This is a genomic window from Streptomyces sp. A01, from assembly GCF_059026195.1.
On the sequence record NZ_JBWLKN010000020.1, the window covers coordinates 99754 to 116158 of the forward strand.

The 16405-nt window shown below is 69.5% G+C and carries 13 protein-coding genes; 5 read left to right on the forward strand and 8 right to left on the reverse strand.

The genetic code is table 11. The features are described 5' to 3' along the window. Positions 1–480 precede the first annotated feature (480 nt). Positions 481–1068 (forward strand): hypothetical protein, encoded by a 588-nt coding sequence (locus AC5P1B_RS25200; protein WP_493889886.1) that lies wholly within the window; start codon positions 481–483, stop codon positions 1066–1068. Here the strand turns inward: AC5P1B_RS25200 and AC5P1B_RS25205 are convergent. The 3 genes from AC5P1B_RS25205 to AC5P1B_RS25215 form a co-directional block, all read right to left on the reverse strand. Further along, positions 1065–1469, reverse strand: a complete 405-nt coding sequence (locus tag AC5P1B_RS25205) for a hypothetical protein (RefSeq protein ID WP_493889887.1) — start codon at positions 1467–1469, stop codon at positions 1065–1067. The genes AC5P1B_RS25200 and AC5P1B_RS25205 overlap by 4 nt on opposite strands. Positions 1470–1961: 492 nt before the next feature. Then, positions 1962–2255 (reverse strand): antitoxin, encoded by a 294-nt coding sequence (locus AC5P1B_RS25210; RefSeq protein WP_493889889.1) that lies wholly within the window; start codon positions 2253–2255, stop codon positions 1962–1964. 163 nt (positions 2256–2418) lie between these two features. After that, on the reverse strand, positions 2419–3765 hold the full coding sequence (locus AC5P1B_RS25215) for an LCP family protein (protein WP_493889890.1): 1347 nt from the start codon (positions 3763–3765) through the stop codon (positions 2419–2421). Positions 3766–3871: 106 nt separating this feature from the next. Between AC5P1B_RS25215 and AC5P1B_RS25220 the strand changes: the two genes are divergently transcribed. Further along, positions 3872–4420: an acyl-CoA thioesterase gene (locus AC5P1B_RS25220; RefSeq protein ID WP_493889891.1), complete on the forward strand. Its 549-nt coding sequence runs from the start codon at positions 3872–3874 to the stop codon at positions 4418–4420. Between the two features lie 175 nt (positions 4421–4595). On the opposite strand, the gene AC5P1B_RS25225 is transcribed toward AC5P1B_RS25220, so the two are convergent. Beyond that, positions 4596–6110, reverse strand: coding sequence for an LCP family protein (locus tag AC5P1B_RS25225; RefSeq protein WP_493889892.1), 1515 nt, complete (start codon positions 6108–6110; stop codon positions 4596–4598). A gap of 191 nt (positions 6111–6301) precedes the next feature. Here AC5P1B_RS25225 and AC5P1B_RS25230 point away from each other — a divergent pair, with 191 nt between their 5' ends. After that, complete coding sequence (locus tag AC5P1B_RS25230; protein ID WP_493889893.1) at positions 6302–7321, forward strand: glycosyltransferase family 2 protein; 1020 nt, start codon at positions 6302–6304, stop codon at positions 7319–7321. A 96-nt stretch (positions 7322–7417) separates the two neighbouring features. Here AC5P1B_RS25230 and AC5P1B_RS25235 read toward each other — a convergent pair whose 3' ends face one another. The 4 genes from AC5P1B_RS25235 to AC5P1B_RS25250 all read right to left on the reverse strand — a co-directional run bounded on the left by AC5P1B_RS25235 (position 7418) and on the right by AC5P1B_RS25250 (position 13668). Further along, the gene (locus tag AC5P1B_RS25235) at positions 7418–9343 is read right to left on the reverse strand and encodes an LCP family protein (RefSeq protein WP_493889894.1); all 1926 of its coding nucleotides are present in this window, start codon (positions 9341–9343) and stop codon (positions 7418–7420) included. A gap of 71 nt (positions 9344–9414) precedes the next feature. Then, positions 9415–11109 carry an LCP family protein gene (locus tag AC5P1B_RS25240; protein WP_493889896.1) on the reverse strand — a complete coding sequence of 565 codons (1695 nt, stop codon included), beginning with the start codon at positions 11107–11109 and terminating at the stop codon, positions 9415–9417. Positions 11110–11325: 216 nt separating this feature from the next. After that, positions 11326–12570, reverse strand: a complete 1245-nt coding sequence (locus AC5P1B_RS25245; RefSeq protein ID WP_493889898.1) for an LCP family protein — start codon at positions 12568–12570, stop codon at positions 11326–11328. 315 nt (positions 12571–12885) lie between these two features. Then, a complete protein-coding gene (locus AC5P1B_RS25250) occupies positions 12886–13668 on the reverse strand; it encodes a TIGR03089 family protein (protein WP_493889900.1) in 783 nt (260 codons plus the stop codon). Between the two features lie 137 nt (positions 13669–13805). Between AC5P1B_RS25250 and AC5P1B_RS25255 the strand changes: the two genes are divergently transcribed. After that, positions 13806–15194, forward strand: coding sequence for a peptidoglycan recognition protein family protein (locus tag AC5P1B_RS25255; protein WP_493889901.1), 1389 nt, complete (start codon positions 13806–13808; stop codon positions 15192–15194). A 125-nt stretch (positions 15195–15319) separates the two neighbouring features. Next, on the forward strand, positions 15320–16402 hold the full coding sequence (manB, locus tag AC5P1B_RS25260; protein WP_493889902.1) for a mannose-1-phosphate guanylyltransferase: 1083 nt from the start codon (positions 15320–15322) through the stop codon (positions 16400–16402). Positions 16403–16405 lie beyond the last annotated feature (3 nt).

The window sequence follows — 16405 nt, forward strand, 5'->3', positions numbered from 1 at the left end:
TCCCCATAGCAAGTGGCGCCGTCAAACCGGAAGTACCCCCGGGGCGCTGGTTGTCAACCTCGCGTCAGTCAGCGCCGCGAAGCCCCACCTCCGCGAGCAGGACCGGTTCGCATAGAAGGCGGGGGTGCCCTGCTCCACTTTTGTCGTGGGGTGGAGCAGGGCCAAGCTCCCGACCTTGGTGCCAGGCAGCCACCTCCCATGGTCGGGCCCGGGGTTCTCGCACGGGGTTGGCCTGTCCTCAGGTAGTGCGAGAACCCCGGGGACCGAGTCTCGTAATGGCGGCACATCTAACTAAGCTCCCGCTCCCTGCTGGATGAGAACGGGTGAGGCTCCCCCTTCATCCGTCCCCGGCACGGGGCGGGCTTCTCCACCATCACCCATGGCGACCGAATCGGGTCAGGGTCGCAGCACGCTCACCGACTCCCGCCCCAACCGTGGGCGGGCAACTGGCGCACCCCTCAACGAAGAGGAGAGTAGGGAATGAATGACGTGATCCTCGCCCGTCCTGAGCCTGAGAAGGTAGCGGGGCGGGCCCGTGAAATCCTGGCTGCCGTTGAGGCTGACCCGGAGTTCAGCCGCTTACGTACGGCGTGTGCGAAGTATGACGAGGACTGGACCTCGTTCATGGGGTACGCCCTCGTTGACGGTTTCGACATCGCCACGGACACCGAACCCCTGTTCCCGGAAGCCATGCGCGCCATGGCCATCAAGTCAGCCGTCTACGAGATGACGGAGGGCAACGAGCACGCCGCCGAGGTGCCCGTAGCGGTTCCTGTGGACGAGATGATCCACGCCCTGGCCGCACAGTTCACGGTCCTCAGCCGCGTCCAGGAACGGACCGGCATCAAGTTCGTCCATGCCACAGACCGGGAGGCAATCGGCGAGTGGGACCACGGCGACTACACCCACCAGGTCTATCGCGCCGCGTGGGGACCGACGCCCGATCGGTACTGGTTCGGCAAGGACGAGACAGCCAAGCGGCGTGCGGCTGTGATGGCGAAGTATGAACCGGTGGGGATTCTCGACGGTGGTCGCCGTTTTGTCCCCGGTTTCCCGACGAGTAGTTAGCTGAGAGCGCGGCGCAGTGTCGTGATCACATCCACGTCAGGGAACGCACGGGGGATCTCCACAGTGGCTTGATCAATGAGCGAGTCGAGCAACCCCGGCGCTGCGCCGTACAGCACCATTCGCAAGTAGGGAACCAGTTGTCCCGCGTCACTCGGCAGAATGAGTTCCGGCATGAGCGGAACGCCATCGGTCTTGTAACGGCCAGCGCGCAATCCCACCTTGTCGGGGTGGACACAGACCGGCACACCGTCAGCCGTATACCGGTGGCCGTCCGAGGGATCGAACGGGCACTCCCGTGAGGGGCGCTCGAACACGTCGAACTCTCCGAGAGCGAAGCGGCGTGACGGGCAGATGCCGCACGCGGGATGGTGTTCGTCACCGATGACGAAAGCCTCTGCCATGGCCCGAGCTTAGCCTTGGTGAAAGGCACACTCGGTCCCCCAAACTGCCGAGCAGCCACTCCCAACGTGTATCGCGTCTTTCCATGACAACCCCGGGCTCATGGGCGTGCTGCGCGATCACGGGAAATCCTGCGGAGGCGCCTCGGAAGGAGATGTTCTCGCAGGCGAGAGCGTTGAGTCTCGTAAAGCGCCCCGATATGCGAAGGGGCGAATCAGGTCCAGCGCGTCGTGATGGCGCGGAACCTGCCGTAGCGCCGTAGCAGGGGTTCGCCCCACGCAACCCGCAGCCTGCGGAGTCACCCTCCCCTCGCTGCGCGCACCGAGTGCTTCGCGTACGAGGAGAGGGCTTGATCAGTGGTGATGGCCGCACGCAGAGGATGGGGGTTCCCCGGCCGGGAGACGGCGCGCGGCACGCGTCGAGCAGCGCGCTCCACGCGTCACGTCGGCAGCCGGTGGGCGCTCCGCTGAGCGATGGGCGTGTGGGTCCGGGCGTCAGCGGTCGCTGCCGCCGGAGCGCCTGCGGAGCTGCTCGTTCATCTTCTGCTGGGCCGCGTCGATCTGGCTGCCGTACTTGCCGCCGGTCTTGCGGTCGGCGGTGTCGCCCGCCTTGTCGACGCCCTTGCTCCCGGTGCTTTCGTGGCCCTTGAGCATGGATTTCATCTTGTCGAGCATGGACATGGTGTCCTCCTTGCCGAACAGGCTGGCTGTGCTCTTCTTCTCAGGATCACCGAGGGGGGCAGCCCCCGCATCCGCGCCCGTTTCGCGCCCGTGCTCAGGGCTGCTCAAGGCCACTCAAGCGCCGCGGTTCCGGCCGGTCGGGAGACGCCACGGTGGCGGCGGGCCGCGCCGCCCCGCGTGCGCACGCGCGCGTAGGGCCCCGGGCGGTGTGGCTGCCCGGGGCCCTGCGGAGGAGGGGGCGGTCCCGCCCGGGAGGGCGGGGCGGCCGTGCTCAGTTCGCGGAGACGGTGACCTTGTCGTCGTTCTTCAGCTCGGCCATCAGCTTCTTGACCTTCGGCATGTCCCAGAGGACCGCGCTGCCCTTGGGGGTGCTGTAGCCGGCGTTGGCGATCGGGATGTTCATCTGCTTGCCGTCACCGCTGGTGACGCCCTTCATGGCCCAGAACATCGACCGCAGCTTCCACAGGCTCATGTCCTTGTCGACGATCAGTGAGTCAAGGCCCGCGCTCATCGTCGGGTAGAGCCGGAACGGGTTCATGATCGTGCTGGGCGTGGCGGCCTGTGAGGCGAGCGCGGACAGGAACTTCTGCTGGTTCTTGGTGCGCTCCAGGTCGCTGCCCGCCTCGTAGCGGTTGCGGACGAAGGCCAGCGCCTCTTTGCCGTCCAGCGTCTGCTTGCCCTTCTTGAGGTCGGCGCCGGAGTTCTTGTCCTTGATGTCGCGCGGGATGTTCATCTCGACGCCGCCGACCGAGTCCACGATCTCGGCGAAGCCGCCGAAGCCGATCTCCGCGTAGTGGTCGATCTTCAGCCCGGTGTTGTACTCGATGGTACGAACCAGCAGCTCAGGGCCCTGGATGGAGAAGGAGGCGTTGAGCTTCTGCTGCTGCGGCGGGATGCGGTTGCCGCTCTCGGAGCCGGTGAACTCCGGGATCGTCACCCACGAGTCGCGGGGGAGGCTGATCATCGTGTTCCCGTTGTCGCCGACATGCAGGATCATCATCGAGTCCGTGCGCTTGCCGCCGGCGGAGCCGGTGTGCAGGTCCTTCTTCTGCGCGTCGGACATGCCCTCACGGCTGTCGGAGCCGACGATCAGGTAGTTCGTGCCCTTGCCGCCGTCCGGCCGGTCGTCGACCTTGCTCAGGTCGACCTCGCGCTTGAGCTTCGCGTCGGCCCAGAAATACGTGCCGATGGAGACGACGAGCAGCAGGACGACCAAGGAGATGGCGCCTATCGTGATGCGCCGCCGCCAGTTCGGGCGCGCGGCGGGAGCACCACCGGGCGGCAGGGTGCCGTCGCCGCCCCCTCCTGCCGGGCCCCGGCCCGCGCCGTAGACCTGGCCGGTGTTGTAACCATTGTCATATCCGTCGCCGGGCGCCCCGTCGTCGTAGCCATCCGGCTGCTGGGGTCCCCGCGCCTGCGGAGGAACGGACCCGCGCGGGGACAGCCCCGGCGGGAGCGGCGGCTCGGCACGGTGGCCGCCACCGGCGGGAGGGGCCATGGGCTCGCGCCGCACGTGCGGCATGGCACGGGCGGCCTCGGGCTCGGCACCGCGGCCTCCGCGTCCGTGCCGATCCCAGTCTCCGTTGTCGCTGGTCCGCCCCTCGGGCCAATTGCTCATAGCCGAAGTCTGCATGGTCGGACCAGGTGGCTCACAGGTCGGGTGCGGGATCGGGCCAGGGCTGTTGCAGAGCTGATGCAATCCGGCGGCGCATAAGGTGGAGGGCATGACCATTCAGGCCCAGGCCCCGGAGGCATCGATACCGGGCAAGCCGACCGCTGCTTCGCGTACGACGCTCTCGCACATCATGACCGGCAGTGACACCAACCTTCTCGGCACCGTGCACGGTGGCGTGATCATGAAGCTGGTCGATGACGCGGCGGGGGCCGTCGCGGGCAGGCACTCCGAGGGGCCCGCCGTCACCGCGTCGATGGACGAGATGGTGTTCCTTGAGCCGGTCAGAGTGGGCGACCTGGTTCATGTGAAGGCCCAGGTCAACTGGACTGGACGGTCGTCCATGGAGGTCGGCGTCCGGGTGCTCGCCGAGCGCTGGAACGAATCGACCCCCGCGACGCAGGTCGGCAGCGCCTATCTCGTCTTCGCCGCCGTGGACGAGGAGGGCAAGCCCCGCCCAGTGCCCCCGGTGATCGCGGAGACCGAGCGGGACAAGCGGCGCTACCAGGAGGCGCAGATCCGCCGCACCCACCGGCTGGCCCGCCGCCGCGCGATCAAGGAACTGCGCGACCGGCGAGCGGCTGAGGGCATCAACGACTGACGGCGTCAGACGGCTGGCGACGCCGACTGCCCAGGCGAAGCGGCCCTGGCGCGGCGCAGCGGAGTGCCCTGGTCAGGGGCGCGGGGAACCGCGCGACCAGCCACGACGCATCCGCAGTCCGCGACGCACGGACGAAAGCTCCCGCGCTCCCCCCAGCACGATCCGCCGGACCCGGCTAGGTGCACCCCACCTGGTCTCCCGTGACGGCCGCGGCGCCGTCGTTCTTGCCGGGGGGCGGCTGTTCCGGGCGGACCGCGCGTACGCCCTTGTAGTCATCCCCGACCGTGACCCGCATGACCTTGCCCTGTCCCGCGACCTCGCGCAGTACGGCGCCGGGCAGGGCGGCGGCCAGGGAGCGGGCCGAGCGGTCCCAGTTCGGGTCGTGGGCGATGACGGTGCGGGGCCTGGCGGAGCCGCCCGCCTCGCTGGGGGCGCGGGTCGTGGCGAAGCCGGTGGCGCGCAGGGCCCGGTCGGCCTTCTCGCCGAGCCCGGAGCGGCGGGTGCCGTTGATGACCTGGACCTGGATCTGCGCCGGATCGACGTCGACCGCCCTCGCGCGGGGGCGCCGGGGGTGGTGGACGGCCAGCGGGCGGTCCTCGCGGAGGGTGTGGAACAGCTTGTCGGCCTGGGCCTCGTTCCATCTCACCGTCGAGCCGACGCCCTCCACGGGGTAGCTGGTGTCGCTGAGCGGCACCGAGGTGAACTCCGACGACGCGGGCGTGAAGCCGCGCATCGCCCGGCCCAGCTCGATCAGCTCCTTGCTGCCGAACTTCCGGTCCGCGCGGACCGAGCCCAGCAGGGTGGAGGTGACCTTGTTGAACTTCACCGGGTTCAGCAGCACACCGCTGCTCGTGGCCCGGTGGATGAGCGCCGCGAGGAAGCGCTGCTGGCGCTGCATCCGCCCGAGGTCGGCGGCGCCGTCGATGTGCCGGGAGCGGACGTACTGCAGCGCCTCGCCGCCGTTGAGGTCGCTGCGGCCGACGGGCAGGTCGAGCCCGGTGTGGCTGTCCTTGAGCGGCCGTGCCGTGCACACCCGCACACCGCCCACCACGTCCACGGTCTTCATGAAGCTCGTGAAGTCGACCTCCAGATAGTGATCGACGTGGACACCGGTCATGTGCTCCACGGTCCGTACGGTCAGGCTCGGGCCGCCCTCCGCGTACGCGGTGTTGATCTTCTGGGGGTGGGTCGGCTGGCGTTTGCCCGTATCCGGGTCGATATGCGCGGGGATCTCGGCGTACGAGTCGCGCGGCAGGCTGACCACGCTGGCGCGGCGGTGGTCCGCTGAGAGGTGCACCAGCATCAGGGTGTCGGTGCAATGGCAGGGGGCGCCGCCGAGCCGGTACTTCTTCTTCTGCTCCGGCGTGATCTTGTCGCGCCCGTCCGTGCCGACGACGAGGAAGTTCGTGCCGTTGCCGCCCTCCGGGCGGTTGTCCAGGCCGTCGAACGGGTCGACCCGGTCGATCTTGCTCTCCAGGCCGGTGACCACCGCGTGCCCGACCCCGCTGGTGACCAGCACCGCCGCCGAGACGCCGGTGGCGATCCGCAGCCCCCAGCGCCGCCGCTGGGGGCGGCGTCTTATGCCGAACGGACCGGCCTTGGCCCCGGGTCCCGGCTGGGCGGCGGCACCCGGTGGCTGTCGGGGGCGGCGCGGCGGGGGAGGGTAGGGGAAGCGGACCGGTGGGGTCACTGGGGGAGACCTCCGACAAGCTGGGGCAGTGCCGACACCGTAGGCCCATACGATGAGCGGTGTACGCCCCCACGCCGCGCATCCCGCCCGGTGCCACCCGCCCGGGTCGCCTCGCTGTCCCCCATTCGCGGTAACGTGATCCTCACTACCCGCAGTCTTCTGGGGGGCGACCCCCGTACCCCCGAGGAAAGATGTCTGAGCAGCAGCCTCCGGCCGTATCCGTGATCATGCCGGTGCTCAACGAGGAACGCCACCTGCGCAATTCCGTCCGGCACATCCTGGAGCAGGAGTACGCCGGCGAGCTGGAGGTGGTGATCGCCCTCGGCCCGTCCACGGACCGTACGGACGAGATCGCCGCCGAGCTCGTGCGCGAGGATTCCCGGGTGCACACGGTGCCCAACCCGACCGGCCGCACGCCCGCCGCGCTCAACGCGGCGATCAAGGCGTCCCGGCATCCCGTGGTGGTGCGCGTCGACGGCCACGGCATGCTGTCGGCCGACTACATCGCCACGGCCGTCCGGCTCCTCGCGGAGACCGGCGCGCAGAACGTCGGCGGCATCATGCACGCCGAGGGCGAGAACGACTGGGAGCGGGCCGTTGCCGCTGCCATGACGTCCAAGATCGGTGTGGGCAACGCGGCCTTCCACACCGGCGGCGACGCGGCCCCGGCCGAGACTGTGTACCTGGGTGTCTTCCGGCGCGAGGCGCTGGAGCAACAGGGCGGCTACAACGAGGAGTTCATCCGCGCGCAGGACTGGGAGCTGAACTTCCGCATCCGCGAGGCGGGCGGTCTCATCTGGTTCTCGCCCGAGCTGAAGGTCTCCTACCGGCCCCGGCCGAGCGTCCGCGCGCTGGCCAAGCAGTACAAGGACTACGGCCGTTGGCGGCATGTCGTCAGCCGCTACCACCAGGGGTCGATCAACCTGCGCTACCTGGCACCGCCGACCGCCGTGGTGGCCATCGCCGCGGGCATCGTCGTGGGCGCCGCCCTCACCCCGTGGGGCTTCGTGATACCCGGCGGTTACCTGGCGGCCATCGCCGCCGGTTCCGTACCGGCGGGCAAGGGGCTGCCGCTCAAGGCGCGGTCGCAGATCCCGGTCGCGCTGGCGACGATGCACATGTCGTGGGGCTGGGGCTTCCTGACCAGCCCGCGAGCACTGGCGAAGAAGGTTATCGCGAGCCGCCGCCCGGCGGTCCTGGCCGGTTCCTGAAGCGACGAGAGGGGTGGGACCCGGACCGGGTCCCACCCCTCTCGCTGTTCTCACCGCCCGCACCGCCCGCCGGTCAGCGGGTCCGTCGGCCCGCCCTCAGAACGAGTACTTCGGGTTGACGTTCATGCACGCCGACTCGTCGTCGCCGTTGAGCGCGTTGGCGCTGTCCGGCGCCTTGGTGTCCGCGTCGCTGCGGTCCTTGCCGCCCTCTGCGTCCTTGTCGCCCGTGGTGTCCTCGTCGTTCTTCTCGCCGCCGGGCGGCTTCGGGTAGGCCGTGCCGTCCCGCCAGTCCGCGCCGACGACCAGCGTCACCTGCGCTACGGTGTCCGACTTCCGCACGGCGCTGTCGGGCAGCCCGAGCGACTCGGCCACGGCCAGCGCGTTGCCGCGCGCTGCCCCGTCCGGGTAGCTGATCGTCGTCTCCGCCTGCGGCTTGGGAGTGGCGTCGGCGATGGCCTTGGTGAAGCCGTCCGCGATCAGCGCGTCAGCGATGACCGAGGCGCGCTGGGTGACCGGCCCCTCGACGGCGGTGCCCGTGCCGTTCTGTACGGTGACCGCGATCTCGTCCTTCGGATCGGCGGGTGCGGACGGCTTGGTGGTCTCCTTCGCCGGAAGCTTCTTCTTGTCCTTGCCGTCGACGGCGATGTCGTTGCGGATCAACTCGAAGACCTTGTCGGCGTCGCCCGGCTTGGGGACGACATGCGCCGTGGGGTCACGCGGGTCCGGCATCCACGGCATGGTCGTCATGGTGATCCGCTTGGTCGGCACCCGCTTGAGGTCGTTGCCCAGGTCGTACAGTTTCTTCACGGTGCCGAGGCCGCGGTCCACGGTCAGCGCCTTCGTCGCCGCCTCGGCGAGGTCCATCATCTTGCCCGGATCGCTCAGCTTCGTACCGGACTTGAGCTGCCTGACCATCGCGTTCATGTACATGTGCTGGGCCTTGGCGCGGCCGATGTCACTGCCGTCCTCGAAGCCGTGCCGGGTACGCAGCCACTGGAGCGCCTGCTCGCCCTTGATCTCCTTCTCGCCCTTCTCCAGGCGCAAGCCCGAGTCGGGGTCCTTCACGTTGCCCTTCACACAGACCGGGACGCCGCCCACCGCGTCGGCCATGTCCACCACGCCCGCGAAGTCGATCATCATGAAGTGGTCGATCGGGACTCCGGCCAGTCGTTCCCAGGTGGCGACCGTGCAGCCCGGTCCGCCGTTCTGCAGGCTGGAGTTGATGATGTTGGCGTCGGACTCGGGGTAGACCGTGCCGTCGCTGTCGATGCACTTGGGTATGGTCACCCGGGTGTCGCGCGGCACACTGACGACGGTCATGTTGCTGCGGTCGGCGGAGACGTGCAGCAGCATCTGGACATCGGCCAGCGGCTTGCGGTCCTTGTCCTTGCGTGAGCCGCCGAGCCGGATGTTCGCCTCGCTGTTACGGCTGTCCGACCCCAGCAGCAGGATGTTCATCGGGGTCTGGCCGTTCGCGTTCGGCGTGCTCTTGTCGAGCCGGTTCTCCCCGAGGTTGAGGTCGTCCTTGCGGAGGTTGCCGTTGAGGTGCTGGTAGTAGAGGTAACCCGCGCCCGCCGTCCCGAGGATGACGACCGCGAGCGCGCCCGAGGACCACAGGAGTATTCGGCGCCCCCGGCCGCGCGGCCGCTGGCGCCGACGGGAGCCTCCCGCGCGGCGGCTCCCCCCGGCGCGCGGCCCTGGCACTCCGCTGCCCCCGGCGCTGTTCCCCGCCCCGCTGTCCGCGTCGCCGGCCCCGCTGCCGTTGCCGTTGTCGGCGGGATGGCCGCCACCGTGCCCCTGCCCGGGTACGCCATGCCGGGGCCCCTGCCCGGGAACGCCGCCACCGGGCCCCTGGTGGGGAGCACCGGCTGCGCCTGGTCCGTGCCCCGGCGCGCCACCGTTTCCGTGGAGCGAGTGAGCGTCGTCCGCGCCCTCGTACAGGCTGTCGTCCCAGCCGAGATCACGGGCTTCAGGCGCGCCTCGCCGGCGCCCCCGCCTCCCCCGCATACCGCTTTGCCGCATTGGGCCTCCCCCGTTGCTCGGTCGTACTGCCGGCCAAAAGGGCAGGCGTTTCGCAGATCACTCAGCGCGGATCACTTGGCGCAGATGCTCTTGTCATCCGCTCCAATACGCTGCACACCGTTCGGTGCCTTCGACGGGGCGCTGATGGGAGTGCCCGGGCCCTTGAAGTCCGCGCCCAGCGTGAGGGTCATTTCCGCTGTCGGTTCGGCTTCCTCGGTCCCCTGCTTGAGCGCCGCACCCGACAGGCCCATGCTCGCGGCGAGTCGACGGGCCTGGTCGGCCTGGTTCGGCGCGTATTCCAGCACGGTCTTCTTCAGCTCGCTCGGAGCGTTCGAACCGTTGGTGGAGCGGAGCATGCCTTCGCTGTTCTGCATCCAGTCAACCGTCTTCTGCGCCGCGCCCAACTGGCCACTGCCGTTCAGTACCTTCACCCGGACGTTCGCGGGATCGGCCTTGGTTCCCTTGAGCCGCGCGGCCTCCTTCTTCTTGGCCGCCTTCTCCTTCTTCTTCACCTCGGTCAGCGAGACGTCCTGCTTGACCATGGCGAACAAAGGTTCCGCCTTGGGCTTGTCCAGCAATACCGTCGCCCCGTCGGTGTTGTCGACGACAGGCACCGTCGCGAAGGTGATGTTCTTGATGTTGACCTTGCTGAGGTCCTTGCCCAGGTCCATCAGCTTCTTGACCGTTCCTATGCCGGTGTCGACGGTCAGCGCGTCCGTCGCGGCGTCGCTCAGCTTCCACATCTTCTTCGGGTTGGTGAACGTGCCGCCGGACTTCATCTCGCGAATCATCGAGCTGAGGAACTGCTGCTGGAGCTTGATCCGGTCCAGGTCGCTCTCGTAGCCCACGCTGTGCCGGGTCCGCACGAACGCCAGCGCGTCCTCGCCCTTGATCCTGTGCCGCCCCTTGCTGAGCTTCAGCTTCGACTTGGGGTCATCGATGTCGTGCGCCAGGCACACCTCGACACCACCGACCGCCGTCGAGAGCGTCTTGACCGCGTTGAAGTCGGCCATCATGAAGTGATCGACGTTGAGACCGGTCAGCTTCTCCACCGTGCGCCAGGTGCAGCCGGGGTCGCGGCCCTCCTGTCCGAGGCTGGTGTTGAAGCGTACTTTCCGCTCGCCGGGGATGTTCTTCGTCGAGCCGTCGTCCTGCTTCGTCGGACAGTCGGGCACGTCGGCGATCATGTCGCGCGGGATGCTCAGCGCCGTCGCGTTCGTCCGGTCCTCGGAGACGTGGAAGAGGATCGTGGTGTCGGCGTGGCCGACGCTGTCCTTGTCGCCGTAGTCGCCGTTGCCCTCGCCCGAGCGGGTATCGGTGCCGATGACGAGGATGTTGACCGGGCCGTCGATGACCGCCGGGTTGTTCTCGCCGACGTCGACCTTCTTGATGTTGCCGTTGAGGTGCTGGTAGACGAGGTACGCCGCGACCGACCCGCCCAGCAGCAAGAAGGCCATGCCGCCGCCGCCCCAGATGAGCGCCTTCTTGGTCTTGGACTTCTTCGGCTTCGGCTTGCGGCGGCTGACGGGCCCGGTTGCCGCCGCTGCCTTGTCCTTTGGCGCGCCTCGGCGGCCCCGCTGCTCAGGGACGGCACGACGGCGCTTCGCCGCTCTGGCGGCAGCTCTGCCGCCGGGGGTCGGCGCGGAGGCCTCGTCGCCTTCTCCGGCGGGGTGCAGTCGCAGCTCATAGCTGCCGGTGTTCGGGTCGAACACCCACTGGTCGGCGGGGTCGATATCGCCCGCCTGCCCACGGCCTTGCGCGTCCACGGTCGCCTGTGTCCTCCGTCGGTGCCACGCGGCGCCTCCCCCTTGGCGCTCGGTCAGTCGTCTGCCCAGCGCGCGGAAAAGCCTGGTCGAGCGCACCGGATCGCTCACACTATCCGTCCAGTTCAGCGTCAAGCGACGCCGGTGACAAATTCCACTCCCCTACAACTGGGCAATCTGCCCAATCTATTCATGCCCGTCTGACTCCGTGCGTACTTTTCACTTTCTCTTTTCACACAGACCACGTGCGGCTGGTGTGCTCTTGTCCGAGGGGGACTGGCTCGCCGAAGATTCGCCCGGATCATCCGCCTTGCCGTCTTTGCTCTCTTTCGCCCCCCGCTTACTGTCCGCTGCCGTGACGTTTCGCCTGGCCGTCACCGGCTTGTCCTCGCGCAGTTGCCGGAAGAGCCGGTCCGCGTCCGGCTGTACGAGCTCGTCGCGGGCCGCGTTGAGCCGGTAGGACCGGCGGGGCACGGTCATGAATTGGATCTTGTCTTCGGGGATGCCCCGCACCCCGCGAACCAGGTCGTACAGATCCCTGAGCGAGCTGAGCCCCGGGTCCGTCGTCAGCGAGGAGGTCGCCGCGTCGAGCACCGGATACAGCCGCGTCGGGTTGAGCAGCACCCCGTTGCTGCGCACCTTGTGGACGAGTGCGCTGAGGAATGCCTGCTGGCGGGCGATCCGTTGGGTGTCGCTGCCATTGCCGAGGGTGTACCGGGCGCGTACGAAACCGAGGGCGTCGTGGCCGTCGAGGACCTGCCGCCCGGCGGGCAGCCGCACGCGCGCCTTCTTGTCGTTCATGGGGACGGCCAGGCAGACCTCGACGCCGTCCACGGCGTTGACCATCTTCTTGAAGCCGTCGAAGTCCACGATCATGTGGTGGTCGATGCGGATGCCGGTCAGCCGTTCCACCGTGCGGATCGTGCAGGACGCGCCCGCCGTCTCGAACGCGTAGTTGAACTGCCCGAACATCGCTTCTCCGTACTTACCGCCCGTGCCTGCCTTCTTGCCCTTACCAGTCTTGACGGTCTTTCCGGACTTGCCGTTCCGTCGTTCGCAACGCGGGATGTCCACCATCAGATCGCGCGGGAGGCTGACGGCGGTGGCGCGGCTCCTGTCGGCGGCCAGGTGCAGCAGGATCGTGGTGTCAGACCGCTGGGTGCCGTTGTCCCTTCCGTACCCGCTGTTGCGCCCGCCCCGGTTGTCGGTCCCGATGAGCAGGATGTTCTGCGCGCCCTTCACGATGGCGGTGGGACGCTCAGCCTCGTACTTCCGCAGCAGGTCAGCGGTGTCGGTGTCGGCGGTGATGTTGCCGTCGAGCCGCTCGTAGAGCACCCAGCCGACACCCGAGGCGGCCAGCACCAGGACACCGACGCCCAGGGTCACCCAACGCAGCCAGCGCCGCTTGCGCGGCGGGTCGTCGGGCGGGTCCTCCGGCAGAACAGAGTCCGGGCGGTCAGTCACGTCAGCGTCCATCCCTCGCGGAGTCGGCGGCGTGCTGGGGCTGCCGGTCACAGGAGCAGACATCCGAGCCCCGTGCATGGTTGTACGTCCCCCCGATCATCGCGCGGGACGGGCGCCACGGCCTGCCGTCCAGGCCCCCGCTGTCCGCCGCACGGCGGTACCGGCGGCCCCGCGGGCGCCGATCGGCGAACGGGCGGGACTACGGGTGCGCAGGTGAAGCCCCGCCGGTGCCCGGGTAGGCCGGAGGTCGGGACGTAAGCGGACGAAGCAGGGCCAGTCGGGTGACGGCGGTGGCCGGGACGGAAGGGGGCGGAGTCAGCTGGGCGTGCCGGTCGCGAGTGCTGTCACGCGCTCGCTCTCCCGTCGCTTGTCGAGGCCGGGCCGCGCGAGCTGGTCGAGATGGCGGCACAGGACGACCGAGCCACCGGCCGCGAGCGGGGCGAGCAGCCCGGCGGAGAGCCCGTCCCAGGTGTCGTACGACAGCCCCGACAGCAGGCGTGAGCCGGGCCCGAGCCCGCGTGCGGCGGCGTCGGCGCGGGCGCGCTCGACGACCTGCGCCCCCGTCAGCTCCAGCCGGTCGCCACCCTGGCCGGAGCCCACGGCGAGCGCGGGAGCATCCGGGTCCACCGGGGCGAAGGGCGCGAACCGGTCTCCCTGGCTCGGCACCTCCACCGCATAGTCGGCGAAGCCGTCGGGCGGCTGCGGAAAGCGGACGCCGAGAGGGCGCAGGCTCAGCGCGACCCGCTCGCCCGTACAGGCGTGCGCCGCTTCCAGCGTGTCCGGGCCGCTGACCACGAGGTCGGCGGCGGCCGGGTCGCCACCGATGTCGGCGACGACCCCCGTGGACGAGCAGGCGAGCAGCCACACCGTCGTCTGCCAGTGAGCCGGGAGCAGGAGCGCGAGCCGGTCACCGGGCTCGGCGGCGAGATCGCCCTGGAGCAGATTCGCGGTCTTCGCCACCCAATTGGCGAAGGTGGCCACGGACAATTCCACGCGCTCGCCGGTGGCGTCGTCGTAGAAGGTGACCAGCGGGCGTGTCGGGTCCGCGGCGAGCGCGGATCGCAGCAGGTCGGCAGGGGTGCGATCGGTGGCGTTCATCGCCGCAAGCGTACGCGGCCCGGTTGCTGGCGGGCAGTCAGCCCGAGCCACCAGGCGCGCGGGTGGCGGACACATCAGCCGACTGTCCGTCATATCCCGAATAGACAGATATGCACACACGTGTACACGCTCCTGTTATGCGTGCATTCCTAGCTTCAGCGGTCGGCGTCGCGTGCACGGCCGCCTTGGCCCTCCCGCTCACCACCAGCCACGGGGCGACCGCCGCCCCCCGAGCAGTCTCCGCGGCGCCGGCCCAGGCCGCCGGGCAGCCCGGTTCCACCCAGTCGCTACCGCTGCGCCCGCTCGCCTCGGGCGGCGACCGGGAGGCCGCGAACGCCGGACGCGGCCTCCCGGCGCGCACGGTCAAACCCTTCTCTCTGGTCGGTGTCGCCTGGGATGACGCGGCCGCCGACCTCCACGGCCGGGTCCAGGTGCGCATCCGTGCGACCGGCACCGGCCGGTGGTCGGGCTGGAAGGACGTGGAAACCCACAGCGGTGACGCGCCCGACCCCGGCACGGAAGGACGGCCGAAGGCGCCCGTCCGCGGCAGCACCGCCCCGCTGTGGGTCGGTGACTCCAACGGAGTGGAGGTCCGGGTCCAGCCCGACGCCCAGCGCCACCACCCGCCCAAGGGCGCCCGCGCGCCCGACCCCAAACTGCCGAACGGCCTCAGCCTCGAACTGGTGTCACCCGGTGACGACCCACCCGCCGCCACCCCCACCGACCCCGGCACCAGCACCCCCGACCCGTCCGGCGCAGCCGACCAGAGCGAGACCCCGAGCGACCCCGGAACGGGAACAGAAACAGAAACAGCGACAGGGACAGGAAAGGAAACAGGAACGGGGACAGGGACAGGGATCGCGACCGACCCCATGGAACTGCCCGAAGAGGCGGTGGCCGAGCGGACCTCGCTGCGCCCCCACACCGGACCGCGGCCGCGCATCATCACCCGCAAGGGCTGGGGCGCGAACGAGCGGCTGCGTGAGCGCAAACTCGGCTACACCAAGACCGTGAAGGCGGCCTTCGTCCACCACAGCGCCACCGGCAACAACTACCGCTGCGCCCAAGCCCGTTCACTCATCCGCAGTATCTACCGCTACCACGTCAAGAGCAGTGGCTGGCGTGACGTGGGCTACAACTTCTTCATCGACAAGTGTGGAAACGTCTACGAGGGGCGCGCCGGGGGCCCGGCCAAGCCCGTCAGGGGCGCTCACACCCTCGGTTTCAACTCCAACAGCACGGGCATCGCCCTTCTCGGGAGTTACTCGCGGACAAACCCGCCCAAGGCCGCTGTACGAGCCGTGGGCAGGCTCGCTGCCTGGAAGCTCGGACTGCACGGGCGCAACCCCAAGGGGACGATCTCCCTGGTGTCCGGCGGCAGCAACAAGTACCCGCAGGGCAAAAAGGTCAAAATGCGGGTCATCGCCGGACATCGTGACGGCTTCGTCACAGATTGCCCGGGGGCACGGCTGTACAAAAAGCTCGGCACGGCCCGCAGCCTTGCGGCCCGCCTCCAGGGCCGCTGACCGAAACAGACCAGACCGGGCGCGAGCTGGGCCTTCACTGTCTGCATACACTGGCCGCCGACCTTCCCCCGGGAACACCAGCCCGGGGGAACCAGCCGGCCCCCTCAGGAAGCAGAGACGACAAGGTGACAGAAGCGATCCTCCTGGTCGGCGGCAAGGGAACCCGGCTGCGCCCCCTGACGGTCAACACGCCCAAGCCCATGGTCCCGGCGGCGGGCGTGCCGTTCCTCACCCACCAGCTGGCCCGCGCCCGCGCGGCGGGCGTCGAGCACATCATCCTCGCGACGTCCTACCTCGCTGAGGTGTTCGAGCCGTACTTCGGCGACGGCTCCGAGCTCGGTCTCCACCTGGAGTACGTCACCGAACGCGAGCCCCTGGGCACGGGCGGCGCGATCCGCAACGTGGCCTCCCGGCTGCGCTCCGCCCCGGGCGACCCCGTCCTGATCTTCAACGGCGACATCCTCACCGGACTCGACATCGCCGCTCTAGTGGACACGCATCGATCATCAGGGGCCGATGTGTCCCTGCACCTCACCCGGGTCGAGGACCCGCGCGCCTACGGCCTGGTGCCGACCGACACCAACGGCCGGGTCACGGCGTTCCTGGAGAAGCCGCAGACGCCGGAAGAAATCGTCACCGACCAGATCAACGCGGGCGCGTACGTCTTCAACCGCTCCGTCATCGACTCCATACCCGCCGGGCGCCCGGTGTCCGTGGAACGCGAGACCTTCCCCGGCCTCCTCGCCGACGGCGCACACCTCCAGGGGATGGTGGACTCGACGTACTGGCTCGACCTGGGCACCCCGCAGGCATTCGTCCGCGGTTCAGCCGACCTGGTCCTGGGCCGCGCCCCGTCCCCGGCCGTCCCCGGACGCTGCGGAGACCGCCTCGTACTGGAGGGCGCACGGGTCGCCGACGACGCCAAGCTGACCGGCGGCACAGTGATCGGCACGGACGCGCGGATCGGCTCAGGCGCCCGCGTGGACGGCAGCACGGTCCTCGCCGGAGCAGTCGTGGAAGAGGGTGCGCGAGTACGCGACTCCCTCATCGGCGCCGGTGCCCGCATCGGCGCCCGCACGGTCCTCGACGGCGCGGTCATCGGCGACGGCGCCTCGGTCGGCGCCGACAACGAACTCCGCGACGGCCTCCGCGTCTGGTGCGGCGCGGCAATCCCCACAGGCGCGGTCCGCTTCTCGTCCGACCAGTAACCA

Coding starts and splice junctions, on each gene's coding strand:
- AC5P1B_RS25235 (WP_493889894.1), bottom strand. CDS start 9,343: ATGCGGCAAAGCGGTATGCGGGGGAGGCGGGGGCGCCGGCGAGGCGCG.
- AC5P1B_RS25250 (WP_493889900.1), bottom strand. CDS start 13,668: ATGAACGCCACCGATCGCACCCCTGCCGACCTGCTGCGATCCGCGCTC.
- AC5P1B_RS25255 (WP_493889901.1), top strand. CDS start 13,806: ATGCGTGCATTCCTAGCTTCAGCGGTCGGCGTCGCGTGCACGGCCGCC.
- AC5P1B_RS25215 (WP_493889890.1), bottom strand. CDS start 3,765: ATGAGCAATTGGCCCGAGGGGCGGACCAGCGACAACGGAGACTGGGAT.
- AC5P1B_RS25230 (WP_493889893.1), top strand. CDS start 6,302: ATGTCTGAGCAGCAGCCTCCGGCCGTATCCGTGATCATGCCGGTGCTC.
- AC5P1B_RS25200 (WP_493889886.1), top strand. CDS start 481: ATGAATGACGTGATCCTCGCCCGTCCTGAGCCTGAGAAGGTAGCGGGG.
- AC5P1B_RS25205 (WP_493889887.1), bottom strand. CDS start 1,469: ATGGCAGAGGCTTTCGTCATCGGTGACGAACACCATCCCGCGTGCGGC.
- AC5P1B_RS25220 (WP_493889891.1), top strand. CDS start 3,872: ATGACCATTCAGGCCCAGGCCCCGGAGGCATCGATACCGGGCAAGCCG.